Source organism: Delftia sp. PX-1 (assembly GCF_055797465.1).
The window spans coordinates 5271251-5296836 of the sequence record NZ_CP184763.1 but is presented as its reverse complement, the minus strand read 5'-3'; the positions used below and the strand labels follow the sequence as shown (position 1 = coordinate 5296836).

General features: G+C 68.9%; 20 protein-coding genes. 11 read left to right on the top strand and 9 right to left on the bottom strand.

The features are described from left to right. The first annotated feature begins 296 nt into the window (after positions 1–296). Entirely contained in the window at positions 297–1736 is a 1440-nt protein-coding gene (locus ACN20X_RS24185) for an alpha/beta hydrolase family protein (protein ID WP_473209989.1), read from the top strand. 27 nt (positions 1737–1763) lie between these two features. Here ACN20X_RS24185 and ACN20X_RS24180 read toward each other — a convergent pair whose 3' ends face one another. Next, complete coding sequence (locus tag ACN20X_RS24180) at positions 1764–2666, bottom strand: alpha/beta hydrolase (protein WP_473209988.1); 903 nt, start codon at positions 2664–2666, stop codon at positions 1764–1766. A gap of 149 nt (positions 2667–2815) precedes the next feature. Here ACN20X_RS24180 and ACN20X_RS24175 point away from each other — a divergent pair, with 149 nt between their 5' ends. Together ACN20X_RS24175 and ACN20X_RS24170 are read left to right on the top strand one after the other, a co-directional pair. Next, positions 2816–3688 carry a methylglyoxal synthase gene (locus ACN20X_RS24175; RefSeq protein ID WP_016447679.1) on the top strand — a complete coding sequence of 291 codons (873 nt, stop codon included), beginning with the start codon at positions 2816–2818 and terminating at the stop codon, positions 3686–3688. Positions 3689–3809: 121 nt separating this feature from the next. After that, the gene (locus ACN20X_RS24170) at positions 3810–5144 is read left to right on the top strand and encodes a serine hydrolase domain-containing protein (protein WP_473209987.1); all 1335 of its coding nucleotides are present in this window, start codon (positions 3810–3812) and stop codon (positions 5142–5144) included. 84 nt (positions 5145–5228) lie between these two features. Here the strand turns inward: ACN20X_RS24170 and gdhA are convergent, their stop codons facing one another. Further along, complete coding sequence (gdhA, locus tag ACN20X_RS24165; RefSeq protein WP_017406691.1) at positions 5229–6572, bottom strand: NADP-specific glutamate dehydrogenase; 1344 nt, start codon at positions 6570–6572, stop codon at positions 5229–5231. Positions 6573–6923: 351 nt separating this feature from the next. Continuing rightward, a complete protein-coding gene (locus tag ACN20X_RS24160; RefSeq protein ID WP_016447676.1) occupies positions 6924–7838 on the bottom strand; it encodes a LysR family transcriptional regulator in 915 nt (304 codons plus the stop codon). A gap of 175 nt (positions 7839–8013) precedes the next feature. Between ACN20X_RS24160 and ACN20X_RS24155 the strand changes: the two genes are divergently transcribed. The 4 genes from ACN20X_RS24155 (at position 8014) to ACN20X_RS24140 (ending at position 15103) form a co-directional block, all read left to right on the top strand. Then, entirely contained in the window at positions 8014–8874 is an 861-nt protein-coding gene (locus tag ACN20X_RS24155) for an alpha/beta hydrolase (protein ID WP_016451230.1), read from the top strand. A 121-nt stretch (positions 8875–8995) separates the two neighbouring features. After that, on the top strand, positions 8996–10279 hold the full coding sequence (locus ACN20X_RS24150) for an efflux RND transporter periplasmic adaptor subunit (RefSeq protein WP_016447674.1): 1284 nt from the start codon (positions 8996–8998) through the stop codon (positions 10277–10279). Positions 10280–10365: 86 nt separating this feature from the next. Then, the gene (locus ACN20X_RS24145) at positions 10366–13617 is read left to right on the top strand and encodes an efflux RND transporter permease subunit (protein ID WP_016451232.1); all 3252 of its coding nucleotides are present in this window, start codon (positions 10366–10368) and stop codon (positions 13615–13617) included. Between the two features lie 28 nt (positions 13618–13645). Next, positions 13646–15103 (top strand): efflux transporter outer membrane subunit, encoded by a 1458-nt coding sequence (locus tag ACN20X_RS24140; protein ID WP_016451233.1) that lies wholly within the window; start codon positions 13646–13648, stop codon positions 15101–15103. A 7-nt stretch (positions 15104–15110) separates the two neighbouring features. Here ACN20X_RS24140 and ACN20X_RS24135 read toward each other — a convergent pair whose 3' ends face one another. Then, positions 15111–16130 (bottom strand): LysR family transcriptional regulator, encoded by a 1020-nt coding sequence (locus ACN20X_RS24135; RefSeq protein ID WP_016451234.1) that lies wholly within the window; start codon positions 16128–16130, stop codon positions 15111–15113. A gap of 116 nt (positions 16131–16246) precedes the next feature. Between ACN20X_RS24135 and ACN20X_RS24130 the strand changes: the two genes are divergently transcribed. Both ACN20X_RS24130 and ACN20X_RS24125 read left to right on the top strand, forming a co-directional pair. Then, the gene (locus ACN20X_RS24130; RefSeq protein WP_016451235.1) at positions 16247–17470 is read left to right on the top strand and encodes a M20 aminoacylase family protein; all 1224 of its coding nucleotides are present in this window, start codon (positions 16247–16249) and stop codon (positions 17468–17470) included. Between the two features lie 52 nt (positions 17471–17522). Beyond that, positions 17523–18527, top strand: coding sequence for a Bug family tripartite tricarboxylate transporter substrate binding protein (locus ACN20X_RS24125; RefSeq protein ID WP_016451236.1), 1005 nt, complete (start codon positions 17523–17525; stop codon positions 18525–18527). 16 nt (positions 18528–18543) lie between these two features. Here the strand turns inward: ACN20X_RS24125 and mutL are convergent, their stop codons facing one another. Together mutL and ACN20X_RS24115 are read right to left on the bottom strand one after the other, a co-directional pair. Further along, on the bottom strand, positions 18544–20589 hold the full coding sequence (mutL, locus tag ACN20X_RS24120) for a DNA mismatch repair endonuclease MutL (RefSeq protein WP_016451237.1): 2046 nt from the start codon (positions 20587–20589) through the stop codon (positions 18544–18546). A 172-nt stretch (positions 20590–20761) separates the two neighbouring features. Beyond that, entirely contained in the window at positions 20762–21052 is a 291-nt protein-coding gene (locus ACN20X_RS24115; protein WP_016451238.1) for a glycine zipper 2TM domain-containing protein, read from the bottom strand. A gap of 273 nt (positions 21053–21325) precedes the next feature. Between ACN20X_RS24115 and ACN20X_RS24110 the strand changes: the two genes are divergently transcribed. After that, positions 21326–21976: a DedA family protein gene (locus ACN20X_RS24110; protein ID WP_016447666.1), complete on the top strand. Its 651-nt coding sequence runs from the start codon at positions 21326–21328 to the stop codon at positions 21974–21976. Between the two features lie 85 nt (positions 21977–22061). On the opposite strand, the gene ACN20X_RS24105 is transcribed toward ACN20X_RS24110, so the two are convergent. The 3 genes from ACN20X_RS24105 to tsaE form a co-directional block, all read right to left on the bottom strand. Beyond that, entirely contained in the window at positions 22062–22286 is a 225-nt protein-coding gene (locus tag ACN20X_RS24105) for a glycine zipper domain-containing protein (RefSeq protein WP_016447665.1), read from the bottom strand. 211 nt (positions 22287–22497) lie between these two features. Next, on the bottom strand, positions 22498–23994 hold the full coding sequence (locus ACN20X_RS24100) for an N-acetylmuramoyl-L-alanine amidase (RefSeq protein ID WP_017404361.1): 1497 nt from the start codon (positions 23992–23994) through the stop codon (positions 22498–22500). Beyond that, positions 23991–24518, bottom strand: coding sequence for a tRNA (adenosine(37)-N6)-threonylcarbamoyltransferase complex ATPase subunit type 1 TsaE (gene tsaE, locus ACN20X_RS24095; RefSeq protein WP_046988825.1), 528 nt, complete (start codon positions 24516–24518; stop codon positions 23991–23993). The genes ACN20X_RS24100 and tsaE overlap by 4 nt, the downstream gene beginning before the upstream one ends. A gap of 12 nt (positions 24519–24530) precedes the next feature. Between tsaE and queG the strand changes: the two genes are divergently transcribed. Then, a complete protein-coding gene (gene queG, locus ACN20X_RS24090; RefSeq protein ID WP_034399415.1) occupies positions 24531–25586 on the top strand; it encodes a tRNA epoxyqueuosine(34) reductase QueG in 1056 nt (351 codons plus the stop codon).

Genomic DNA, 25586 nt, shown 5'->3' with positions numbered 1-25586 from the left:
CACGAAGGCCAATGACCTGCAGCTTGGCGCACAAAGGCATGTGGCAAGAGAAAAACGCCGAGAGGCGCATACAGGTGGGTTCAACCCTCCCCGCAGGTCCGGGTGCGGCCTGCACCGCAAGCGCGGATGTTAGCGCAAGGCGACAGTCATCTGGGTGACAGCCGGCAGCCCCTGCTTGCGGGTTCCTACCCGCATGGCGGGCCAGTTGTCTGGCATAGGCTGCGTCGGCACTCCCCCTTGAAACGGATTTTTTGCGCGCGTTCCCCTTCAAACCTTCATCCCAAGGAGACAGTCTTATGCGAGCCCTGCGTTGGAATCGTTGGAAGTATCTCGGTCTGCTGGCGGCCACGGGCCTTGCGGCCTGCGGCGGGGGGGACGGTGATGCGCCCGAGGAGACGCGGGCACAGGACAGCCGCAGCTTTGCGCCGGCCAATCCTTCGGCCACCAGCTTCGACGCGCTGGCCGCCGCTTCGGGCGATGTGGTCGACAACGCCAGCACCAGCCGCTGGGCCGGTGTGCTGGAAGGCGCGGCCTACCGCATCGAGGTGCCGGCCAACTGGAATGGCCGCCTGGTGATGTATGCCCACGGCTATGCGGGCGAGGGCAGTGCGCTCAACGTCACCAACCCGTCCATACGCCGGTACCTGATCCAGAACGGCTATGCCTGGGCGGCGTCCAGCTACAGCAAGAACTACTACGACGTGCGCGCCGGCGTGGAGGACACGAATGCGCTGGCGCTGGCCTTCAACCGCCTGGCCGCATCCCACGGCCGCCCGTTGGCGCAGCCGCAGCGCCTGTACATCACCGGCCATTCCATGGGCGGCCATGTCACGGCGGCGGCCATCGAGGCCGAAGCCCAGTCAACGGCCCGCAACAAGGTGCGCTACCAGGGCGCCGTGCCCATGTGCGGCGTGATGGGCGATACCCAGCTGTTCGACTACTTCGCGGCAGCCCAGGTCACTGCCCAGGCCCTGGCGGGCGAGGCCCAGCATGCCGTCACCGACTGGGCGGCCATCCAGGGCAAGGTGACATCGGCCCTGTTCACGACCTTCCCGTCTGCACCTACCGCGACGGGCCGCGCCTATCTGTCGGTGATCCAGAATCTCACGGGCGGTCCGCGCCCGCTGTTCGACCTGGGTGTGGCCGTGGGCGGCTCGTTCGCTCCGGTCTGGGGCGTGTTCGGTAGCGACGGCTCGGTCAACGGCATCCTGAACCGCAACGTGACCGATACCAACCGCTTCACCTACCGCATCGATGGGGATGCAGCGGCCTCGGCCGCGCTCAATGCCGCCGCGCAAAAGCGCACGGCCGCGACCGATGCCAACCGGCTGCGCCGCGACGGCCTGCGCTGGATTCCCGTGAGCCCAGGCGACATCGGCATTCCCGTGGTGACGCTGCACACGCTGGGCGACCTGTATGTGCCGTTCAGCATGCAGCAGATCTACCAGCGACGCGTGGCTGACAAGGGCAAGGACCGTTGGCTGGTGCAGCGCGCCATCCGCGGCGCATCGCACTGCGACTTCACCGTGGCCGAGCAGGTGGAGGCCTTCGATGCCATGGTGCAGTGGGAGCAGGGCGGCGCCAGGCCGGGCGGTGACGATGTGCAGACGGCCGCCACGGTGGCCGCGCCGACCTATGGCTGCCGCTACACGCGCAACACCCTGGGCCCGGATGACAGCACCACCACGCGGCAGTTGCGTGCCGTGATCTCGCAGAACGCGGCAAGCTGCCCGTAGCGTGGAAGGCGGCGCAGGCTGCGCCGCTCAGCGCGGGCTTGCAGGCACTGTGGACGCCTGTGCGAGCAGGCGCAGCCCGAACAGCTCGTCCAGAGCCTGCCGGTACTGCTCCATGGCGCGCGACTGGGTGTTGTGGTGGTTGCCGCCTTCGATGAGCACGAAGCGCTTGGGCTCGCTGGCCGCGTCGAACAGCTGGCGGCCCAGCGTGGCGGGGATCAGCGGGTCGGCGCTGCCGTGCACGACCAGCAGCGGCGAGCCTATGCCGGCCACCTTGTCGATGGAGGCAAAGCGCTGGGTGATCAGCGGCCCCACGGGCAGCCAGCCCCAGCGGAAGCTGCGGACCACGTCGGGAATGCTGGTGAAGGTGGCCTCGACCATGACGCCGGCCTCGTCCTGAACGCTGCGCGCCAGGTCGATGGCGATGGCGCCGCCCAGTGAATGGCCGAAGATGAAGCGCGGCCGGTCCGGAGCGTGCCGGCCCAGCCAGTCCCAGCCGGCGCGTGCGTCCTCGGCGGACGATTCCTCGGACGGCAGGCCGGCGCTGCTCTTGCCAAAGCCCCGGTAGTCGATGGCCAGCACCGAAAAGCCCAGCTCGTGCAGCCGCCGGATGCGCGGCGAGGAGCCGGCAACGTTCCAGCGCGCGCCATGCAGGTACAGCAGCACGGGGGCGTTGCCGGCCGTGGCCGGCTGGGGCAGCCACAGCGCATGCAGGCGGGCGCCGTCCTGCGTTGGCATGTCGATCCAGACATCTTCCATGCCGGCCGTGTTGGCGCCGGGCCAGCTGCGGTCGCTGGGCTGGAAGATCCATTCGCGCTGCTTGGTATCCAGAACGGAGCAGCCGCTGGCCGCCAGCAGCGCGGCCACGCCCAGCGCTGCCGTGAGCCGGTGCAGGCGCCGTCGGGGCCATAGGTGGGAAAGCAGTGAGGGCATGACGCAACAATGGATGCACGGGCCGGCCAAAAGTTCAGCGCCGCCGCCGTGCCGGCAGGCGCTGTCATGGATTGGCGCTATTCTTGCCGCTGGTCCGCAGGCTGTCCTGGCTGCACGGGCCTCTCCCCACTGTTGATGAGTGAACCTGTATGCCGATACGCCTGGGCCTGGCCGCCAACCGAATCCACCACCAAACCGAGGATGCCGCACTGTTCGGCTGGCTGCGCGCCTGCGAGTCCGGCATCCGCGAGCTGCAGCTGGGCCTGCATGCCGTGGGCCGCACCTTCGATGCCATCCAGGCGGCTGGCATGCTGGCGTCCTACCGGGGCCTGCGCCGCTATCCCTATGGCCGCGAAGGCGGGCTGATGAAACTGGTGGCCGAGGTGGTGGGCGTGGAAGGTGACGAGCGCACCATCGACGGGGCCATCTATTTCACCGACCCGGTGGATCCGTCCTCCATCTTTCCCGAGGCCGTGGCGCTCAAGCGCCAGTGCGTGATCCATGGCAAGCCCTTCCTGTCCACCGTGGCCTCGGCGCGGGACTGGGTCGAGATGGAGCGCATCCAGGCAGGTCTGCCCAAGGATGCCGGTGCGCAGCGCTTTCACGACTACGCACAGCAGACGCTGGCGCTGATCGCCCACGATGCGCTCAAGCCCACTATGCTGGATTTCGCGGCACGCAACTTCGAGCTGCTGTCGCGCTTTGGCCGGCGCGTGGGCACGGGCACTACGGGCCAGCGCCTCAACGAAATGGCCTGGAGCCGTGGCTGGCCCGAGGACCGGCCCTGGGTGGACCGCTACAACAGCGGCCCGCTGGGCGGCGATGCGCAGATCGCCGACCTGGTGCTGGACCGCCGCTGCCAGCGCGTGATCTTCTTCGAGGACCCGCATGTGGCGCGCCAGCACGAGGCCGACATCCAGCTGCTGGAGCGCGCCGTGACCACGGTGACGCACGACACGGTCTGCACCACTTCTCCGGCCGTGGCGCAGCGCTGGTGCGATGCGGCCTTGATGCGCCGCTGAATGCCCCACTAAAACCTTCGTCGCGCAGACGACAGCCTTGCGGCCTGCGGGCGGGCGAACACCCGTGACCGGCCGAGGGCTTTCTGCAAGACTGGCCGTTTCCAAAACCAAGGAGACAACGATGGTCAGTCCGCTCTTTCGGCGTTCCCGGCATGCCATGGCCTTGCTGGCCCTGCTGGTGCTACTGCCCGGCTGGGTGGCGGCCCAGGCACAGGCCCCCGCAGCGCCCGCGCTGCCGCCGCCCGACAGCGTGCGCCTGGAGCAACTGGGGCTGATGCAGGGCTTTCCGCCGGCCGCCGACAAGCGCGTGGACGTGTCCAACGGCTACCGCTATCCACAGCTGCGCTGGGTGGTGCAGCACCTGCGCGAAATCCAGCCCACGCAGAACATCCGGCGCGGCGCGGCGGCGCCCTCGGCACTGCCCGAAGCGCCCATGGCCCTGGGCGGCCTGCGCTTTGACGACGACAAGGGCCAGCCCATCACCGTGGACCAGTGGCTGGACCGCACCTATACCGATGCCATCGTGGTGCTGCACAAGGGGCGGGTGGTCTTCGAGCGCTACCAGAACCAGATGCAGGCCAGCTCGCCGCACCTGCTGTTCTCGGTCACCAAATCGTTCACCGGCCTGATGGCCGCGCAACTGGCCCACGAGGGGCGCATCGACCCCCAGGCCCTGGTCACGAAATACGTGCCCGAGCTGGAAGGCTCGGCCTGGGGCGACATGACGGTGCGCCAGGTCATGGACATGACCGGGGCCGTGCGCTTTCGCGAGGACTACACCGACCCCAAGACCGAGATCTTCGGCTACTCATGGGCCTCGGGCATGCTGCCGCGCCCGCCCGGCTACGCGGGGCCGACCAATGTGTACGACTTCCTCAAGACGCTGCCCAAGGAAGGCACGCATGGCGAGGGCTTTGTCTACCGCACCGTGCATTCCGAGGTGCTGGGCTGGATCGTCTCGCGCGTCACCCAGCGGCGCTGGAGCGATCTCATGAGCGAGAACATCTGGCAGAAGCTGGGCATGCAGGAAGACGCCTATGTGATGGTGGACAGCACCGGCACGCCGCTGCAGGGCGCGGGCCTGAACGCCACGGCGCGTGACCTGGCGCGCGTGGGCGAGATGCTGCGCCTGGGCGGCAGCTTCAACGGCCACAAGATCTTCGACAAGGCGGTGCTGGACGACATTGCGCGCGGCGGCGACCGCGAGCAGTTCAAGTTCCGCGGCATCCAGGCCGCGCGGCCCGGCTACAGCTACCGCAACCAATGGTGGGTACTGCACAACGCCGATGGCGCCTACGAGGCCGCCGGCATTCACGGCCAGTTTATCCACTTGAACCCGGCCGCGCAGATGGTGGTGGTCAAGCTGTCATCGCACCCGGTGGCGGGCGCGGCCTTCACGCATGCGCTGACGCTCAAGGCCTGGGCGGCGCTGGCCGATGCGGTGCGCGACAGGTAAGGCGCGCGAATCCATCTCTTTCCATGAAAAAAGCCCATGCAGCAGGCTGCATGGGCTTTCGTCAGGGGTGGGGAGCGCTGACGCTCAGATCACGCCCTGGGCCAGCATGGCATCGGCCACCTTGACGAAGCCGGCGATGTTGGCGCCGTCGATGTAGCTGACCGTGCCGTCCTCGCGCTTGCCGTACTTCAGGCAGGCGGCGTGGATGCCTTGCATGATCTGCAGCAGGCGGGCATCGACTTCCTCGGCGGGCCAGGACAGGCGGGCCGCGTTCTGGCTCATCTCCAGGCCCGAGGTGGCCACGCCACCGGCATTGCTGGCCTTGCCCGGTGCGTACAGCACGCCGGCCTTCTCGAAGGCCTTGGCGGCTTCGATGGTCGAGGGCATGTTGGCGCCTTCGGCCACGCAGACCACGCCGTTGGCGATCAGCACCTTGGCATCTTCCTCGGTCAGTTCGTTCTGCGTGGCGCAGGGCAGGGCCACGTCCACCTTCAGGTGCCACGGCGTCTTGCCGCGCAGGAACTCTGCGCCCACCAGCTTGGCGTACTCGTCCACGCGGCCGTAGCGGTGGTTCTTCACGTCCATCAGGATGGCCAGCTTCTCGGTGGTGAAGCCGTCCTGGTCATACACGGTGCCCGAGGAGTCGGAGACCGACACCACCTTGGCGCCCAGTTGCAGGGCCTTTTCCACGGCGTACTGGGCCACGTTGCCCGAGCCGGAGACGGAGACGGTCTTGCCTGCGAAGGACTGGCCGCGCGTGGCCAGCATTTCCTGGGCGAAGTAGACGGTGCCGTAGCCGGTGGCTTCGGGGCGGATCAGCGAGCCGCCGAAGGACAGGCCCTTGCCCGTGAACACGCTGGCGGCGCTGTTGGACAGCTTCTTGTACATGCCGGCCATGAAGCCCACTTCGCGGCCGCCCACGCCGATGTCGCCTGCCGGCACGTCGGTGTCCGGGCCCACGTGGCGGAACAGCTCGGTGACGAAGGCCTGGCAAAAGCGCATGACTTCAGCGGGGCTCTTGCCCTTGGGATCGAAGTCCGAGCCGCCCTTGCCGCCGCCCATGGGCAGCGTGGTCAGCGCGTTCTTGAAGGTCTGCTCGAACGCCAGGAACTTGAGCACGGACAGCGTGACCGAGGGGTGGAAACGCAGGCCGCCCTTGTAGGGGCCGATGGCCATGCTGTGCTGGATGCGGAAGCCGCGGTTGACCTGCACCTGGCCCTTGTCGTCGGTCCAGCTCACGCGGAACATGACCACGCGCTCGGGCTCGACCAGGCGCTCCAGCAGTCCGTGCTCGGCGTACTTGGGGTTCTTCTCGATGAAGGGCCACAGGCTTTCCATCACTTCGGTGACGGCTTGCAGGAATTCGGGCTGGCCGGGATTGCGTTGCGCGACTTCATCAAGGAACTGGCCGACGGACTCGTACTTCATGGAAAAAACCTCTGACTAAAAACGGCTGCGGGAAGGGGTGAGTGCAAACCAAGATTATGCCTAAAAGTTATGCCGTCATGCATCGTTTTGGTGAACGGCGCCCGAGCTTGGTGCCTTCGTGCCGTGTTTCGGTGCATCTTCAGAGGAGGTTGACGGTATTTGGTGCATGGCAGAAAGCTGCGTGCAGCAGTAGGCGGGCAGGCAGGCCCCTGGATCGGCCGTATCCGGTGGCGTGCATGGTCATGGCGAATGGGAATGGCTGGCGTCATGCCCGCTGACATGAAGAATGGCTAGGAAGGCCTTGCAGCCGGACGGGGCTTGGGCCCGCCCGGCCATCCCATCGCCGGCCTTTCAGCTGCGCTGCAGCTGGGGATGGCGCGCGAACAGGTCGGCCGCCCAGTCCACGAAGGCCCGCACCTTGGCGCTGAGGTGGCGGTTGGGCGGGTAGACCACGTGTATGGGCAGCGGCGGCTGGGTCCAATCGGGCAGGACCTCGACCAGTTCGCCGCTGTCGATCAGCGGCTGGGCAAAGGCCGTGACCAGCTGCGCGATGCCAAAGCCCGCCAGCACGGCGGCCGTGTAGGCATTGCTGTCGTTGGCCGCGATGCGGTAGTTGCCCGCCACCTCGATGGATTCATCGCCCCGCTGGAATTCCAGCGGGTACATGCGCCGCGTATGGCCCGAGAAGAAGGCGACGATCTGGTGCTTCGTATCCAGTTCGGACGGATGCTGGGGCACGCCATGGCGTGCCAGGTAGGCGGGCGAGGCCACGGTGACCCAGTTCATCGAGCCGATGCGGCGCGCCACCAGGGACTGGTCGCTGAGCTCGCCCCCGCGGATCACGCAGTCCACGTTGTCGCTGATCAGGTCCACCAGGCGGTCGCCCACGCCCAGGTCGATCTGTATGTCGGGATAGCGTTCGCAGAATTCGGTCAGCGCCGGAATGATGATCAGCCGGGCCATGGAGCTGCCCACGTCCAGCCGCAGCCGCCCGCTGGGCGCGGTCTGGGTGTTGACCATGCTGGCTTCGAGATCGTCGAAGTCGTTGAGCAGGCGTGCCGCGCGTTCGTAGTAGGCGGCGCCATCGGGCGTGACGGTGACGCGCCGCGTCGTGCGGTTGAGCAGCTTGACGCGCACGCGCGCCTCCAGCGCCTGGATCTGTTTGGTGACCGTGCCCTTGGGCAGGTCCAGCGAATCGGCGGCGCGGGTGAAGTTGCCGGCTTCCACCACGCGAACGAAGACACGCATGGCCTGGATCTGGTCCATGGAAAGTTGCTCCTGCAGCGCCCGGCAAGGGAATGCCGGCTCGGCGGAATTCTCACACGCGCCGTGTCGGGCGATTGTTCGTGAAACGGAAACAGAGCGATGGCTGCGTTGCTATTTCAGACATGGCCGGCGCCGCCTATATTCCAACCATCGACCATTGCCGCAGGTTCGCGCCATGTCCACTTCCTCGTCGCCTCCGAACGGCCCCGCCGTCGGGGCGCAGATTGCCGAAACAGAATTCTCCATCGAGCTGCCCGAGCACGGCACCGTGGCTGCGCGCGCCTATGGCCAGCGCAGGCCCGGCACGATTTCGCCTCTGGTGCTGCATTTCCATGGCGGCACCTTTGTCTGCGGCACGCTGGACAACGGGCGCTACATCGGCCGGCTGCTGGCCGAGGCGGGCGCCGTCGTGGTGTCGCTGGCCTACCCGCTGGCGCCCGAGCATCCGTTTCCCCAGCCCATCGAGGTGGGCTACGCCGTGCTGCAGTGGCTGTACAAGCACCGCGTGAAGATGGCGGGCAAGGGCGCGCCGCTGTTCCTCGCGGGTGAAGAAGCCGGCGGCAACCTGGCCGCCGCCGTGGCCGTGATCTCGCGAGACCGGGGCCACCCTCCGCTGGCAGGCCAGATCCTGGTGTCGCCCATGCTCGATCCCTGCACCGGCACCGCCTCGCAGCGCGAGGCCACGCCCGAGGCCGGCGAATGCCGCTGGGCCACGGGCTGGCGCGAGTACCTGAGCTGCCCCAAGGACGCCATGCATCCCTATGCCGTGCCCGGCAGCTCGCTGCGCCTGGCCCAGCTGCCGCCGGCTCTGGTGCTGGTGGGCGGTGACGACCCGCTGCGCGACGAGGCCCAGGCCTATGCGGCCCGCCTGCGCGCGGCCGGCGTGACGGCCAGCAGCCATGTGCTGCCCAGCGCGTCGAACTGGCCGCAGGCCCTGTCCGAGGCCGAGGCCTGTACGGCCTGCAGCGCCGCCGTGTTCCAGCATGTGCATGACTTCTTCGAGGCCACCATGAACAAGCCCGCAGCACCGGGCTAGGCCCCGCGCCGCCGCAGCCGGCGAACCTTGCTGCCCCCGTTTTTCCATTTCGATTCCGCCTTCCCGGCGCGTTCAGGCGCCGGGCGGGCATCGTGTTCCCTGAATTACGCAAAAAAACACCATGTCCACCCAATCCACCTCATCCTCCTCACCCTCTTCTTCCGCCTCGGCCCAGCGCAAGGGCTGGAAGCTGCCGGCCGCCGCTGCGGCCATCCTCGCCGTCAGCGCCGGCCTGTTCGGCCTGCACGGCTTCGATGCCAAGGCCGATGACGCGCCCGCCAGCGCCCAGCCCGCCGCCACGCCTGTGTCGGTGGCCACGGTCGCCGAAAGCGAGGTCACCGCCTGGGACGAGTTCTCGGGCCGCCTTGAAGCCGTGGAGCGCGTGGACATCCGCTCCCGCGTCGCCGGCGCCGTGCAGGCCGTGCACTTTCGCGAGGGCGCGCTGGTCAAGCAGGGCGATCTGCTGATCACCATCGACCCCGCACCGTATGCGGCCGAGGTCGAGCGGGCCGAAGCCCAGGTGGCCTCGGCCCAGGCACGCCAGTCCTATGCGCGCAGCGAGCAGGAGCGTGCACGCCGCCTGTGGGACGAGCGGGCGATTGCCCAGCGCGAGCTGGACGAGCGCATCAACGCAGGCAGCGAGGCCGAGGCCAATCTGCGCGCGGCCCAGGCGTCCCTGCAATCGGCGCGGCTGAACCTGGGCTACACCCAGGTGCGCGCCCCCGTGTCGGGCCGCATCGGCAAGCGCGAGATCACCGTGGGCAACCTGGTGGCCGCAGGCCCGGGCGCGCCGGTGCTGACCACGCTGGTCTCGGTCAGCCCCATCTATGCGAGCTTCGATGCCGATGAGCAGGTCATCACGCGCGCGCTCAAGGAGCTCGGCGGCGGCGCGGGCAACCGCGCCAGGATCGACAGCATTCCCGTGCAGATGGGCACGGCCACGGCCGGCAGCACGCCCTTCGAGGGCCGGCTGCAGCTGATCGACAACCAGGTCGATGCCCGAAGCGGCACCGTGCGCGTGCGCGCCGCCTTCGACAACAAGGACGGCGCCCTCATGCCCGGCCAGTTCGCCCGCATCCGCATGGGCCAGGCGCGCGACAGCAGCATGCTGCTGGTCAGCGAGCGCGCCATCGGCACGGACCAGAGCAAGAAGTACGTGATGGTGGTGGGCGGCGACAACAAGGCCGTCTACCGCGAGGTGGTGCTGGGCGCCTCGGTGAACGGCCTGCGCAACGTGACCCAGGGCCTGCAGCCCGGCGAGCGCGTGGTGGTCAACGGCCTGCAGCACATCCGCCCCGGCGCCCTGGTCGCGCCCAAGGAGGTGTCCATGGATGCGCGGGCCGATGCCCGCCAGCCGGGCACCCGGCAGGCAGCCGAACAAGTGGCTGACGCAACCAAGTCCTGATCTAGCCGCACACCTTTCCTGCCTCTGAAATGCCGCCTGACCGCAGGCGGCATGGGCCGCGCTTTGCCGTGGCGGAGCCAAACACCATGAACCTATCCAAATTCTTCATTGACCGGCCGATCTTCGCGGGCGTGCTTTCGCTGCTGATGCTGATCGCCGGCCTGATCGCCATGGGCGGGCTGCCGATCTCGGAATACCCCGAGGTCGCGCCGCCATCCGTGGTGGTGCGCGCCCAGTACCCGGGCGCCAATCCCAAGGTGATCGCCGAGACCGTGGCCACGCCGCTGGAAGAGCAGATCAACGGCGTCGAAGGCATGCTCTACATGGGCAGCCAGGCCACCAGCGACGGCGTGATGACGCTGACCGTCACCTTCCGCCTGGGCACCGACCCCGACAAGGCGCAGCAGATGGTGCAAAACCGCGTCTCGCAGGCCGAGCCGCGCCTGCCCGAGGAAGTGCGCCGCCTGGGCATCACCACGGTCAAGAGCGCCCCCGACCTGACCATGGTGGTGCACCTGGTCTCGCCCAACCAGCGCTATGACATCAACTACCTGCGCAACTACGCGGTGCTGAACGTGAAGGATCCGCTGGCGCGCATCGAGGGCGTGGGCCAGATCCAGATCTTCGGCGGCGGCGACTACGCCATGCGCGTGTGGCTGGACCCGCAGAAGGTGGCGCAGCGCGGCCTGTCGGCCAGCGATGTGGTGGCCGCCATCCGTGGCCAGAACGTGCAGGCTGCGGCCGGCGTGGTCGGCGCATCGCCGGGGCTGCCGGGCGTGGACATGCAGTTGTCCATCAACGCCCAGGGCCGCCTGCAAAGCGAGGAGGACTTCGGCGACATCATCGTCAAGAGCGGCGCCGACGGCGCCGTGACCCGCCTGCGCGATATCGGCCGCCTGGAGATGGGCGCGGCCGACTATTCGCTGCGCTCGCTGCTGAACAACGACCCGGCCGTGGGCATGGGCGTGTTCCAGGCGCCGGGCTCCAATGCGCTGGAAATCTCGGCCAACGTGCGCAAGACCATGGAGGCCCTGAACAAGAACATGCCCGAGGGCCTGGAGTACCGCATCGCCTACGACCCCACGCAGTTCGTGCGCGCCTCCATCGAATCGGTGGTGCACACGCTGCTGGAGGCCATCGTGCTCGTGGTGCTGGTGGTGATCCTGTTCCTGCAGACCTGGCGCGCCTCCATCATCCCGCTGCTGGCCGTGCCGGTGTCGGTGATCGGCACCTTCGCCGTGCTACATCTGCTGGGCTTTTCCATCAACGCGCTGAGCCTGTTCGGCCTGGTGCTGGCCATCGGCATCGTGGTGGATGACGCCATCGTCGTGGTCGAGAACGTGGAGCGCAACATCGAGGCGGGGCTGACGCCGCGCAACGCCACCTATCGCGCCATGCGCGAAGTGTCCGGGCCCATCATCGCCATCGCCCTGGTGCTGGTGGCGGTGTTCGTGCCGCTGGCCTTCATCAGCGGCCTCACGGGCCAGTTCTACAAGCAGTTCGCGGTGACCATCGCCATCTCCACGGTGATCTCGGCCATCAACTCGCTGACGCTGTCGCCCGCGCTGGCGGCCCTGCTGCTGCGCGGCCACGATGCGCCCAAGGACGCGCTGACACGCGGCATGGACCGGGCCTTCGGCTGGCTGTTCCGCGGCTTCAACCGCATGTTCCACCGGGGCTCCGAGGCCTACAGCGGCGGCGTGGGCCGCGTGATCTCGCGCAAGGCGCTGATGCTGGCCATCTACCTGGCGCTGATCGCCGTGACCTTCGGCCTGTTCAAGGCCGTGCCTTCGGGCTTCGTGCCCGCGCAGGACAAGCAGTACCTGATCGGCTTTGCCCAACTGCCCGACGGCGCCACGCTGGACCGCACGGACGAGGTGATCCGCCGCATGGGCGAGATCATGAAGGACAACCCCAACGTGGAGGACACCATCGCCTTCCCGGGCCTGTCCATCAACGGCTTCACCAACAGCTCCAACTCGGGCATCGTCTTCGCCACGCTCAAGCCCTTCGACGAGCGCAAGCGCGCCGACCAGAGCGGCGGCGCCGTGGCCGGCCAGCTCAATCAGGCCTTCGCAGGCATCCAGGACGCCTTCATCGTCATGTTCCCGCCGCCACCCGTGGCGGGCCTGGGCACGACGGGCGGCTTCAAGCTGCAGCTGGAAGACCGCGCCTCCCTGGGCTATGACCAGATGGACGCGGCCGTGAAGGCCTTCATGGCCAAGGCCTACCAGACGCCCGAGCTGACCGGCATGTTCACCAGCTGGCAGGTCAACGTGCCCCAGCTGTATGCCGACATCGACCGCACCAAGGCGCGCCAGCTCGGCGTGCCGGTGACGGACATCTTCGACACCATGCAGATCTACCTGGGCAGCCTGTATGCGAACGACTTCAACAAGTTCGGCCGCACCTACAGCGTCCGCGTGCAGGCCGACGCGCCCTACCGCGCGCGTGCCGAGGACGTGGGCATGCTCAAAGTGCGCTCCAGCTCGGGCGAGATGATTCCGCTGTCGGCGCTGATGAAGGTGGACTCCAGCTTCGGCCCCGAGCGCGCCATGCGCTACAACGGCTACCTCACGGCCGACATCAACGGCGGTGCCGCACCGGGCTTCTCTTCGGGCCAGGCGCAGGATGCCATCAAGCGCATCGCGGCCGAGACCCTGCCCAAGGGCATCGACTTCGAATGGACCGACCTGACCTACCAGGAGATCCTGGCCGGCAATTCGGCGGTGCTGGTGTTCCCGCTGGCCATCCTGCTGGTGTTCCTGGTGCTGGCCGCGCAGTACGAGAGCCTGACCCTGCCGATTGCCATCATCCTGATCGTGCCCATGGGCCTGTTGGCGGCCATGACCGGCGTCTGGCTGTCGGGCGGCGACAGCAATGTCTTCACGCAGATCGGGCTCATCGTGCTGGTGGGGCTGAGTGCGAAGAACGCCATCCTGATCGTGGAGTTCGCGCGGGAGCTGGAGTTCGAGGGCCGCACGCCCATACAGGCCGCCATCGAGGCCAGCCGGCTGCGCCTGCGCCCCATCCTGATGACCTCGCTGGCCTTCGTCATGGGCGTGCTGCCCCTGGTGCTGTCCACGGGCGCTGGCTCGGAAATGCGCCGTGCCATGGGCGTGGCCGTGTTCTCGGGAATGATCGGGGTGACGGCCTTCGGCCTGTTCCTGACGCCCGTGTTCTACGTGCTGATGCGCCGCCTGGCAGGCAACCGGCCGCTCAAGCAGCATGGGCCCGAGATGGAGCAAGAGGCCCCTGCACAGGCACCCGCCCACGGCCATGCCTCGGGTGGCGGCGCGCTGCCCATGCCCTCTGCTGCGCGTGGCGAGCATGAATGAGCCCACACCACAAGAACAGGAACCGATCATGAAGATCCCATCGCTTTCGAAACTGTCCAGGCGTCTGCTGCCCCTGGTGGCGGCGCTGGCCCTGGCCGGCTGCGCCAGCGTGTCCCAGAGCCTGCCCGAGCTGCCGGCCGCCCCCGCCTTCAAGGAGCAAGGCGCCGCGCCGCAGGCGGGCTGGACCCAGGCCCTGCCCGCCGAAGCCCAGGCACGCGGCCAATGGTGGCTGGCCTTTGCCGACCCGGCGCTGGACGCGCTGGTGGACAAGGCCACGCTGGACAACCAGAGCATCCAGGCCGCGGCCGCACGCCTGGCCGAGGCCCGCGCCCTGGCGCGCAGCGCCAATGCCGAGCGCATGCCGCAACTGGGCCTGGGCGCAGGGGCCACGCGCGGCGCGGGGCTGGACAAGGCCTCGGGCACACGGCCTGCCACCCTGGTCAATGCGGGGCTGAACCTGTCCTATGAGGTCGATCTGTTCGGCCGCATTTCCCAGGCGGCCGACGCATCGCGGCTGGACGCCGAGGGCCGCGAGGCCCTGCTGCAAAGCACGCGGCTGGCCGTGCAGGCCGAGGTCGCGCAGACCTATCTGCAGCTGCGCGCGCTGGACGCCGAGCGCGCCCTGATGCGCGAGACCGTGGAGGCCTACCGCGACACGCTGCGCCTGTCGGAGCGGCGGCTGCAGGCCGGCGACATTGCCGAGCTGGACGTGGCGCGCATCCAGGCCGAGCTGTCGGCCACCGAATCGGACGCGCTGGCGCTGGACCGCCAGCGCGCCCAGGTCGAGCATGCGCTGGCCGTGCTGGTGGGCGACTCGGCCTCGCGCTTCGGCCTGGGCGAAGGCGCCTGGACCACGGCACTGCCTTCTATTCCCGCCGGAGTGCCGGCCACGGTGCTCATGCGCCGGCCCGACATCTCGGCCGCCCAGCGCGCCGTGTTCGCCGCGCAGTCGCGCGTGGGCGTGGCGAAGACGGCATGGTTCCCCAGCATCTCGCTGACCGGCGCGGCCGGCCACGCCTCGCCCGAGGTCGGTGACCTGTTCAAGTGGTCCATGCGCTCCTGGGGCGTGGGCGCCCTGCTGTCGCTGCCGCTGTTCGACGGCGGCCGGCGCGAGGCCGGCGTGCAGGCCGCAGGCGCGCAGCTCGATGCCGCGCTGGCCGCCTACCGCCAGCAGGCGCTGGTGGCCTTCCAGGAGGTGGAGGACCAGCTGTCTTCCATCCGCATCCTGCAGGAGCAGTCCACCGTGCAGGGCCAGGCCGTGGTGGCCGCCCAGCGCGCCACCAGCCTGTCGGACACGCGCTACCGCAACGGCTACGTCAGCCAGCTGGACCTGCTGGATGCGCGCCGCAGCGAACTGCGCAACCGCCGCCAGGCGCTGCAGGTGAAGTCCGCGCAGTACCAGGCCGCCGTGGGCCTGATTCGCGCGCTGGGCGGGGGCTGGGATGTGCCGGCTGACGTGCCGGTGGCCCAGGCCACGTTGCGCTGAGGCACCCTCAGGCCAGCACGTCAATGGAGCGGAACACGCGCTGCAGCACCGGGTCCGGGCTGTGGCGGCAGGCGTGGACCTGCTCCATGAGGTGGTGCACGAAGCGCTCGGCCACCCAGGGCAGGGGGCCGTGGCCGCGCTGGACCACGCCCACCGTGTGGGGCTCGAACTGCTCGCGCAGGGACAGCGGCACCAGGGTGCCCTGGGGCACGCCCGATTCGATCAGCGGCCAGGGGCAGAACGAGAGCATGTCGCTGTGCGCGATCAGGTGCAGCAGCAGCGATGCCGAATGCACCAGGTGGATGTGGCCCACTGGCACGGGCAGGCCGTGGCGCAGGAACAGGCGCCGCACCAGGTCGTCTTCTTCAGGCGGCGTGTAGTTGAGCAGCCAGTCGCAGTCCATCAGCTCGGCCAGTGAGCGGGCGCCTGCCAGCGGATGGCCCGTGCGGGCCACGACGGTGGCGTCGTAGCGGAACAGCGGCGTGCCATGCAGGTCGCCGCCCGAGGGTCCCGAGGGCACGCGGCCGATCAGCAGGTCCAGCGTGCCTTCGCGCAGGCGCGGATGGGCCACGGCCGACAGGCCCTCGAACAGCTCCAGCCGCACCTGGGGCAGTTCGGCGCGGAAGGCGCGCAGCACATGGGGCAGCAGGCTCTGGCCCACCCAGGGCGTCACGCCCACGCACAGGCGCGCCACGGCGCAGGTGTCGCGCAGGCGGGCCATTTCATCCTCGGCCTGGGCCATCTGCCCGGTGATCAGCTGGGCATGGCGCAGCAGCGTGCGCCCGGCCGGCGTGAGGACGATGCCGCTGCTCTGGCGCTCGAACAGCGCAAGGCGGTGGCCTTCCTCCAGCTCGCGCAGGGCCTGGGTGATGGCCGACTGGGTGATGCCCAGCGCGCGTGACGCGGCGCGCACGCTGCCGCAGCCGGCCACGGCGACGAGGTAGCGCATCTGGTGCAGCTTCATGGCGGGACCGGCATCGAGGTGGGGCTGGGAATGCATGGGCCGATCTTGCAGGTTTCGTGCCATGGCCGCCATCCCTGCCATTGCTGTGATCGGCGCATGCCGGGGGATGACAGGCAATGCCTGGCAGGGCAGGCGCTGGCGGTCTTCCGCCCGCTGCCCACGCTTCCTAGACTGCGGGCATGAACATTGACCCGCCCGTTTCCACCACGGCCGAAGCCGCCGATCCGGTGCTGCCCGGCATACGCGCCACGCAGGCCGAGATGGTGGCCCTGCGCCATCACCTGCATGCCCATCCCGAACTGGCCTTCGAGGAGTTCGCCACCAGCGACTTGGTGGCCGAGCGCCTGGCCTCCTGGGGCTATGAAGTGCATCGAGGGCTGGGAGGCACGGGCGTGGTCGGCACGCTGCGCTGCGGTTCGGGCACGCGCCGGCTGGGCCTGCGCGCCGACATGGATGCGCTGCCCATCCACGAGCAGACCGGCCTGCCCTACGCCAGCCGCCATGCGGGCCGCATGCATGCCTGCGGGCACGACGGCCATACCGCCATCCTGCTGGCCGCCGCGCGCGAGCTGGCCCAGGCACGCGGCTTCGACGGCACGCTGCACCTGATCTTCCAGCCGGCCGAGGAGGGCCTGGGCGGCGGCCGCAAGATGGTGGAGGACGGCCTGTTCGAGCGCTTCCCCTGCGATGCCATCTTTGCGCTGCACAACATGCCGGGCTTTGCCGAGGGGCAGTTCGGCTTTCGCGAGGGCTCGTTCATGGCCTCGTCGGACACGGTGATCATCACCGTGCGCGGCAAGGGCGGCCATGGCTCGGCGCCCCATCTGTCGGCCGACCCGGTGGTGGCGGCGGCCCACCTGGTGCTGGCGCTGCAGACCGTGGTCTCGCGCAATGTCGATCCGCGCGACATGGCCGTGGTCAGCGTGGGCGCCATCCATGGCGGCGATGCACCGAATGTCATCCCCGGCGAGGTGGAGCTGCGCCTGTCCGTGCGCGCCTACCGGCCCGAGGTGCGTACCCTGCTGCGCGAACGCATCACCGCGCTGGCCCATGCCCAGGCCGCCACGCTGGGGGCCGAGGCCGTGGTGGACTACCGCTGGCGCTATCCGGCCCTGGTCAACGATGCGGCCAGCACGGCCTTCGCCCGCGAGGTGGCGCGCGACTGGCTGGGCGAGCAGGCGCTGATCCCCGACCTGCAGCCGCTGACGGGCAGCGAGGACTTCTCCTTCATGCTCGAACAATGCCCGGGCAGCTACCTGATCGTGGGCAACGGCGTGGGCGACACCCATGGCACGGGCGGCTGCATGGTCCACAACCCCGGCTACGACTTCAACGACCGCATCCTGCCGTTGGCCGCCACCTACTGGGTGAAGCTGGCCCGGCGCTTTCTGTCCGCCGCCTGAGGCGCCGCGCCCGCACCGGATTCCTTTCACGACTTCACCTGCGATTGCCACCATGCGCACTGCATTTCCTCTCTTCTCCGAGGCCCGCCAGGTCCTGAGCCGCCGCAGCCTCCTGGGCGCGGCCGCGCTGGGGCTGGTCCTGCCGGCCGTTGCTCAGGGCAGCTTCCCCTCCAAGCCCTTGAAGCTGGTCGTCGGATACCCGGCCGGTGGATCGGTGGACCTGGCGGCGCGCGTGGTGGGGGATGGGCTGGCTGCGCGGCTGCGCGGCACGGTGGTGGTGGACAACGTGGGCGGGGCGGCCGGCGCCATTGCGGCCCAGCGCGTGGCCTCGGCACCGGCCGATGGCTACACGCTGCTGGTGGGGGCCAGCAACGAACTGGTGGCCACGCGCATCGTCAACCCCGCTCAGCGCTATGACGGGCGCCGCGATTTCACGCCGCTGGGCCTGGTGGCCACCAGCCCGCTGATCCTGGCCGCACGCCCCGGCCTGGGCGTGAAGAGCATGGCCGACTTGCTGGAGCTGGCGAAGCGCCAGCCCGGCAAGCTCAGCTACGGCAGCTCGGGCGTGGGATCGACCCTGCATTTCGCGGGCGAGCTGCTCAACCAGCGCGCGGGCATCTCCATCGCCCATGTGCCCTACCGGGGCGTGGCGCCGCTGACCAGCGACCTGGCGGGCGGCAGCCTGGACCTGGCCGTGCTCTCGCCCACGGCGGCGCAACCGTTCCTGCAGAGCGGGCGCATCGTGCCGCTGGCGGTCACCAGCGCGCAGCGCCTGTCCGCCTTGCCCCAGGTTCCGGCCATGGCCGAGCTGGCGCCGCTGCGCGGCTATGAATTGGTGGGCTGGTTTGCGCTGATGGCGCCGCGCGCCCTGCCTGCGGACACGGCCCAGCGCATCACCGCTGCGCTGCAGGAGGCGCTGGCCGAGCCCGCCGTGCGCAAGCGCCTGGAAGATGCCGGCATGGTGCCGGCCACGGGCCGCGAGGACCTGGCGCGCCTGATCGCCGAGGAAGACCGCAAGTACGAGCAGCTCGCGGCCTTCGCAAAAATGCGCGACTGAGTGTCGCCGGGGCGGTTTACCGGCCGCGCAGGAACAGCGCGTCCAGCTCCTTCATGCTCATCTGCCGCCAGGTGGGGCGGCCGTGGTTGCATTGGTCGGAGCGTTCGGTGACTTCCATCTGGCGCAGCAGGGCGTTCATCTCGTCCAGCGTCAGGCGGCGGTTGGCGCGCACGGCGCCGTGGCAGGCCATGGTGGCCAGGATCTCATTGCGCGCGCGCTGCACCACGGTGCTGGCGTCGTGCTGGGCCAGCTCGGCCAGCACGCTGCGCGCCAGCTCCACGGCATCGCCCTGGGCCAGGGTGGCGGGCACGGCACGCACGGCCAGCGTCTTGGGAGAGAAGGGCGAGACTTCCATGCCCAGCGCCTGCAGCGTGTCGCCATGGGCCTCGGCCGTGGCCACTTCCTCGGGCGTGGCGGCGAAGGTGGCGGGAATCAGCAGCGGCTGGCTGGGGATCTGTTCTGCCGCATTGACGGCATTCTTGAGCTGCTCGTAGACGATGCGCTCGTGCGCCGCATGCATGTCCACCACGACCATGCCCTGGGCATTCTCGGCCAGGATGTAGACGCCGTGGATCTGGGCGACGGCGCGGCCCAGGGGCCAGACGGGCTCGTCGGACGCTGCCGGGGCCGCTGCGGATGATGTGCGGGGCGCAGAGAAATCCGCAGGAGCAGGCTCGGCAACGGCAACAGTCGGGGACTGGACGGCCGGCGCGTAAGCCGGGGGCGCGTAGCTGACGGGGGCCAGGGCAGCAGTGGGCACAGCGGGTACGGCGAGCACGGCTGGCTGCTCGGCGGCCAAGGCCTGGGCCGGACTTGCAACCGTTGCGGCTGCGGCCTCGCGCATGGGGGCCCACAGCCCCGCCATATTGCTGACCTTGTGGCCGCCTTGCTCATCGCCAAAGCTCATGCGGGCCTGGGGCCAGGCGGGCATGGATGCCTTGGGCGCCGTGGCCGGCGCTGCCGCAGCGGCGGGCGCAAGCTCGGGCGTGCGCGCGGCCTCTTCGGCAGCCGCAGCGGCTGCTGCGGCGGCACGCGGTGCGGCCAGCGCGTTCTCTATGGCGTGGCGCACGGCCTGGTGCACCTCGCGGCTGTCGCGAAAGCGTACTTCGATCTTGGTGGGGTGCACGTTCACGTCCACGCGCGCGGGGTCGATCTCCACATACAGCGCATACACGGGCTGCTTGTGGCCGTGCAGCACATCCTCGTAGGCGCTGCGCGAGGCGTGGGTCAGCACCTTGTCGCGCACGAAGCGGCCATTGACGTAGCAGAACTGGTGGTCGGGCCGGGAGCGCGCCGCATCGGGAATGCCCGCGCGGCCCGTGACATGGACGGCGCCCGACCAGTGCTCCACGGTCACGGAGTTCTGCACGAAGGCGTCGCCCAGCACATCGCCCAGGCGGCGCGCAAGGGCTTCGTCCGACATGCTGCCGGCGGCACGCCACTGCTCGACCAGCTTGCCTTCGTGCCAGATGGCAAAGCCCACGTCGGGCCGGGCCAGGGCATGGCGGCGCACGGACTCTATGCAGTGGGCCAGCTCTGTGGCATCGCTCTTGAGGAATTTGCGGCGGGCCGGCGTGGAGAAGAACAGCTCCTTGACCTCGACCGTCGTGCCCTGGTTGCGCGCGGCGGGGCGCAGCTCGCCGCTGCGCGCGTCGAGCAGATAGGCCGAGTCCTGGCCCGCAGGGCGCGAGAGAATGGACGCCTCCGACACCGAGCAGATGGCCGCCAGCGCCTCGCCGCGAAAGCCCATGGTGGCCACGGTCTCCAGATCGTGCAGATCGGTGATCTTGCTGGTGGCATGGCGGCGCAATGCCACGGGCAGCTCATCGCGCGGGATGCCGCCGCCGTCGTCCTCCACCGAGATCAGCCGCACGCCGCCGGCCAGCAGCCGCACGTTGATCTGGCGGGCACCGGCATCCAGGGCGTTGTCCACGAGTTCGCGCACCACCGATGCAGGACGCTCGACGACTTCGCCGGCCGCGATCTGGCTGATCAGCTCGTCGGGCAGGTCGCGGATGGGGCGGCGGGGAAGGGTGTCGGGGGAGGGGGTGGATGCGTTCACAGGGCAATTCTAGGGGCTCGCATCCACCGCTTGGTGCCTGTGGGAATGGGGTCGGAGTGCCTTGGGCACGCGCAAAAAAAGGAGCCGCACAGGCGGCTCCAAGAGGCGTCCCCGGCCACAAAGGCCAGAGCCGGGGGCACTCTTTGATGAGAGCGGACGGGGCCGCGCGGCCTCAGCGGCGGCGGCCGGCGCGGTCGCTGTTGCTGCCCATCTGGTTGCCGACCAGCGCACCGGCGGCCGCGCCGCCCACGGTTCCCAGCGTGGTGCCGAACAGGGCACTGCCCAGCACGCCACCGGCCACGGCACCCACGCCCGTGCCCAGCTGCGCGTTGTTGGGACGGTGGGCGCAGCCGCCCAGGGCCAGTGCGCCGGCCACAAGGGCGGCGACGGCCAGGCTGCGGCCCATGGTGGTGCCCGACTTGCGTTCAGTCATGCGCTCGAAGGTGCGAAGGGTCTTGTTCATGGCTTGCTTCCTTTTGTCCTGATGATGGTGGTGAGGCCGGGCCGGCGGTGCCGACGGCATGCAAGGACTTTGCCTGCAAAAAGCTGACGCACTCGTGAGTTTTTCGTAGAGTTTTATCAAGTTGTGTAACAAAACAGGCGCGATTCCAAGCATTTGTAGTTCCATGCAAGCGCCGGTGTGCGCGGCGGTGCGATCGGCTCTGGCTCGGCTGTGGGGGCATGCCGGCGAAGTACAGTACGGGCCGGTGCGGCGCCCGCCGCGGAGGACCTTCTTTTGGAAATCATTCAGTTCCTGATCGACTTCATCCTGCACATAGACAAGCACCTGGAGGCCTTCGTCGTGGCCTATGGACCCTGGGTGTATGCGCTGCTGTTTCTCATCGTCTTCGTGGAGACGGGCGTGGTGGTCATGCCCTTTCTGCCCGGCGACTCGCTGCTGTTCATCGTCGGCGCGCTGTGCGGCGTGGGGCTGATGGACTATTCGATCGCCTGCACCGTGCTGCTGGTGGCGGCCGTGCTGGGCGACCAGTGCAACTACACCATAGGCCGCTACATAGGGCCCAAGGTGTTCCAGTGGGAGGATTCGCGCTGGTTCAACCGGCGTGCCTTCGACCAGGCCCATGCGTTCTACGAGCGCTACGGCGGCATCACCATCGTGCTGGCGCGCTTCATGCCGTTCATCCGCACCTTTGCCCCCTTCGTGGCCGGTGTGGCTGCCATGGACCGAGGCAAGTTCACGGCCTTCAACGTGGGCGGAGCCATTGTCTGGGTGTTCGGCATCAGCGCCGCCGGCTATTTCTTCGGCAACCTGCCCTGGGTGCGCGAGAACCTGGAGAAGATCATCTGGGGCCTGATCCTGGTGCCGGGCCTGATCGCCATCTTCGGCGCATGGCGCGCGGGCCGCGCGCCCAAGACGGCTTCCTGAGCCTTCAGCGCACAGCAAAAAGCCCCTTGCGCCGTGATGGCGCAAGGGGCTTTTTCGTTCAGTGGCCGAACGGCGGCGGCAGGGGTCAGCGGCGGTCGTTGCGCTTGCCCACCTCGTTGCCGATGAGTGCGCCGGCGGCTGCGCCGCCCACGGTGCCCAGCGTGCTGCCGAACAGTGCGTCACCCACCACACCACCGGCCACGGCGCCGACGCCGGTACCGATCTGGGCGTTGCTGGGGTTGGTGGAACAGCCGGCAGAGAACAAGGCAATGGCGGCAGCGGCGGCAATGGAATAAAGGCGTGTCTTCATGTTCATCTCCTGTCGTGGCCTGCGTTGCTTCGGCGGATGGATGGTGGCGCAAGCATTGTGTGGAACATGTTGGCATGCTCTCATTCACGGCCTGCGGCCGTGGTAGGAGAGTTGCCCGAGCTGGGGCCGGGCGGTTTGGAAGCGTCCGGTCCTGCCTGTCCGACAGCGGCGGCGGACGGCATGCCGCCGTGCCTGTGGCAACCCTCGCGGCTCAGACGGAGCGGCTGCGGGCCAGCGGCGGGTTGTGCGCGAAGTAGTTGCGGATGCCGCGCATCAGCGCGTCGGCCAGCTGCACCTGGTAGGCGCTGCTGCGCAGCCGGGCTTCTTCCTCGGGGTTGCTGATGAAGGCGGTCTCCACCAGCACGCTGGGGATGTCGGGCGCCTTGAGCACGGCAAAGCCGGCCTGCTCCACGCGCGGCTTGTGCAGCTTGGCCATGTTGCCGATCTCGCCCAGCAGGGCGCCGCCGAGCTTGAGGCTGTCCTTGATCTGGGCCGTGGTGCTCATGTCCAGCAGCATGCGCTGCACGTGCTGGTCCTGCGAGCCCATGTTCAGCCCGCCCACGAGGTCGGACTGGTTTTCCTTGTTGGCCAGCCAGCGCGCGGCCGTGCTGGAGGCGCCCTTGTCGCTGAGCGCAAAGACGCTGGCGCCACGCGCAGCTGGCGTGGTGAAGGCATCGGCATGGATGCTGATGAAAAGGTCGGCCTGAACGCGCCTGGCTTTCTCGACGCGGGTGGCCAGCGGCACGAAGAAGTCGGCGTCGCGCGTCATGAAGGCGCGCATGGGGCTGCCGCCGATGCGGGTGTTGTTGATGCGGTCGCGCAGCAGGTGGGCGATCTTGAGCACCACATCCTTCTCGCGCGTGCCGCTGGGGCCGGTGGCGCCGGGGTCCTCGCCGCCGTGGCCCGGGTCCAGCGCCACGATGATGATGCGGTCGGTCTGGCGCGAGGTGGCGATGTTGGGCGCGGCAATGGGGGCAGGCGCCGGAACGGGTGCAGGCGCTGGGGCAGGAGGACGCGGCGCAGCCGCGGGAGCCGGCGCTTGCGCGATCACGGCAGGCGGCGGCGCAGGCGTCTTGCCGCCCGTGCCGCCGCTGTGCTGGGCGATCAGGTCGCCCAGGGGGTCGGGGGCCGGCGCCGCGGCGCCTGGGGGACGGGGCATTGCGGGTGCAGGAGGTGGTGGAGGTGCCGCCGCCACGGCGGTGTCGTCGCCGGAGGCATCACGCAGACGCTCGCTGATCAGCGCCTCCAGCGGGTCCACGGCCTTGGCCGGGTACAGGTCGAACACCAGCCGGTGCTTGTAGGCCGCCACCGGCTGCAGGGTGAAGACCTGGGGCTTGGCGGGCTGCTTGAGATCGATCACCAGGCGCACCACGCTGGGCGAGTTCTGGCCCACGCGGATGGATGCGATGTTGGGGTCGTCGGAGCGCACCTTGGCGACCAGCTCACGCAGCGCGGGATTGAGGTCGATGCCTTCGATGTCCACGGCCAGCCGAGGCGGCTGGTCCACGAAGAACTGCTTGGCAGCCAGCGGCCGGTCGGACTCGATGGTCACGCGCGTGTACTCTGGCGCAGGCCAGACGCGCACGGCCACGATGGTGGCGCCGTGCGCAATGTGCTGGCGGCCCAGCAGCAGCACGATGGAGCCCGCCTGCAGCAGGTTGCGGCGCGACAGGCCGGACGGATAGGAGAAGGATTGGGCGTCGCTCATGCCTTGAGTGCTTCGATCACGGCGCGTCCGACGGGCGTGCCGGCGAGCAAGCTCACCTGGCGCTGCGTCTCGTCGATTGCTTCGATATGAATAGCTATATCTGCCGCAGGCGTAAGCGCTGCGGCCTTTTCGGGCCATTCTGCCAGCTTGAGACCGGGGCTGGCGAAAATATCGCGAAATCCTGCATCCTCCCACTCGCGCGGATCATCGAAGCGGTAGAAGTCGAAATGCCAGATGGACAGGCCCGGCGCCTCGTGCGGCTCCACCACGGCATAGGTGGGGCTTTTGATGCGGCCCTGCACGCCCAGTGCGCGCAGCCAGTGCCGCACCAGCGTGGTCTTGCCGGCGCCCAGGTCGCCGTGCAGCGTGACGTAGGCATTGCGCAGCGCCGGATGGTCCGCGAGCTGCTGCGCAAACCGCTGCGTGTCTTCCTCGCTGCCCCATATCCAGCGATGGCCCGCAGTTTCCGTATCCTGCGGCCGGGCGCTTTCTACAATCGAGGGAGTATGTTGTGCAGCAGTCAATTGGTTCCTTTGATGCAAGGCTGGGCCCGCGAACTGGGATTTTCCCAAATTGGCGTGGCTGGCGTGGATTTGTCGTCTGCGGAGCCGGGTTTGATGCAGTGGCTGGCCCAGGGGTTCCATGGCGAGATGGACTATATGCAGGCCCACGGACTGCGCCGCGCGCGGCCTGCCGAGCTGGTGCCAGGCACCGTGAGCGTGATCACGGCCCGCATGGACTACCTGCCGCGCGACACGCCCGCCGACGCGCCCGGCGCCTGGCAGGCCATGGAGTGGGAGAGGCTGCAGCGGCCTGCCGAGGGCATCGTCTCCGTCTATGCCCGGGGCCGCGACTACCACAAGGTGCTGCGCAACCGGCTGCAGAAGCTGGCAGAGCGCATCGCCCAGGAGGTCGGCCCCTTCGGCCACCGCGCCTTCACCGATTCCGCTCCCGTGCTGGAGGCCGAGCTGGCCCGGCGCAGCGGCCAGGGCTGGCGTGGCAAGCACACGCTGGTGCTCAACCGCGAGGCAGGCTCCATGTTCTTCCTGGGCGAGATCTATGTGGATCTGGCGCTGGAGCCCACGGCGCCGGTGACCGCGCACTGCGGCAGCTGCGCAGCCTGCATCACGGCCTGCCCCACGGGCGCCATCGTGGCGCCGCACCGGGTGGATGCGCGGCGCTGCATCTCCTACCTGACCATCGAGCATGCGGGCGCCATTCCCGAGGAGTTGCGGCCGCTGATGGCCAATCGCATCTATGGCTGCGACGACTGCCAGCTGGCCTGCCCCTGGAACAAGTTTGCCCAGCCCAGCCGCCTGCCTGATTTCGATGCGCGCGAGATCCTGGCTGGCGGGCAGCTGGTGCACTTCTTCGCCTGGGACGAGGCGACCTTCCTGCGCCTGACCGAAGGCAGTCCCATCCGGCGCATAGGCCATGCGCGCTGGCTGCGCAACGTGGCCGTGGCGCTGGGAAACGCCTGGCGTGAAACCGGCGATACGGCACTGCGCCAGGCGCTGGCCAGCCGCGCCGAACATCCCGACGCCATGGTGCGCGAGCATGTGGCCTGGGCACTGTCGCAAAGATCGGATTGA

Excerpts from the sequence above, each read along its gene's own strand:
- ACN20X_RS24185 (WP_473209989.1), top strand. The coding sequence starts at position 297 with ATGCGAGCCCTGCGTTGGAATCGTTGGAAGTATCTCGGTCTGCTGGCG.
- ACN20X_RS24180 (WP_473209988.1), bottom strand. The coding sequence starts at position 2,666 with ATGCCCTCACTGCTTTCCCACCTATGGCCCCGACGGCGCCTGCACCGG.
- ACN20X_RS24175 (WP_016447679.1), top strand. The coding sequence starts at position 2,816 with ATGCCGATACGCCTGGGCCTGGCCGCCAACCGAATCCACCACCAAACC.
- ACN20X_RS24170 (WP_473209987.1), top strand. The coding sequence starts at position 3,810 with ATGGTCAGTCCGCTCTTTCGGCGTTCCCGGCATGCCATGGCCTTGCTG.
- gdhA (WP_017406691.1), bottom strand. The coding sequence starts at position 6,572 with ATGAAGTACGAGTCCGTCGGCCAGTTCCTTGATGAAGTCGCGCAACGC.
- ACN20X_RS24160 (WP_016447676.1), bottom strand. The coding sequence starts at position 7,838 with ATGGACCAGATCCAGGCCATGCGTGTCTTCGTTCGCGTGGTGGAAGCC.
- ACN20X_RS24155 (WP_016451230.1), top strand. The coding sequence starts at position 8,014 with ATGTCCACTTCCTCGTCGCCTCCGAACGGCCCCGCCGTCGGGGCGCAG.
- ACN20X_RS24150 (WP_016447674.1), top strand. The coding sequence starts at position 8,996 with ATGTCCACCCAATCCACCTCATCCTCCTCACCCTCTTCTTCCGCCTCG.
- ACN20X_RS24145 (WP_016451232.1), top strand. The coding sequence starts at position 10,366 with ATGAACCTATCCAAATTCTTCATTGACCGGCCGATCTTCGCGGGCGTG.
- ACN20X_RS24140 (WP_016451233.1), top strand. The coding sequence starts at position 13,646 with ATGAAGATCCCATCGCTTTCGAAACTGTCCAGGCGTCTGCTGCCCCTG.
- ACN20X_RS24135 (WP_016451234.1), bottom strand. The coding sequence starts at position 16,130 with ATGGCACGAAACCTGCAAGATCGGCCCATGCATTCCCAGCCCCACCTC.
- ACN20X_RS24130 (WP_016451235.1), top strand. The coding sequence starts at position 16,247 with ATGAACATTGACCCGCCCGTTTCCACCACGGCCGAAGCCGCCGATCCG.
- ACN20X_RS24125 (WP_016451236.1), top strand. The coding sequence starts at position 17,523 with ATGCGCACTGCATTTCCTCTCTTCTCCGAGGCCCGCCAGGTCCTGAGC.
- ACN20X_RS24115 (WP_016451238.1), bottom strand. The coding sequence starts at position 21,052 with ATGAACAAGACCCTTCGCACCTTCGAGCGCATGACTGAACGCAAGTCG.
- ACN20X_RS24105 (WP_016447665.1), bottom strand. The coding sequence starts at position 22,286 with ATGAAGACACGCCTTTATTCCATTGCCGCCGCTGCCGCCATTGCCTTG.
- ACN20X_RS24100 (WP_017404361.1), bottom strand. The coding sequence starts at position 23,994 with ATGAGCGACGCCCAATCCTTCTCCTATCCGTCCGGCCTGTCGCGCCGC.
- queG (WP_034399415.1), top strand. The coding sequence starts at position 24,531 with ATGCAAGGCTGGGCCCGCGAACTGGGATTTTCCCAAATTGGCGTGGCT.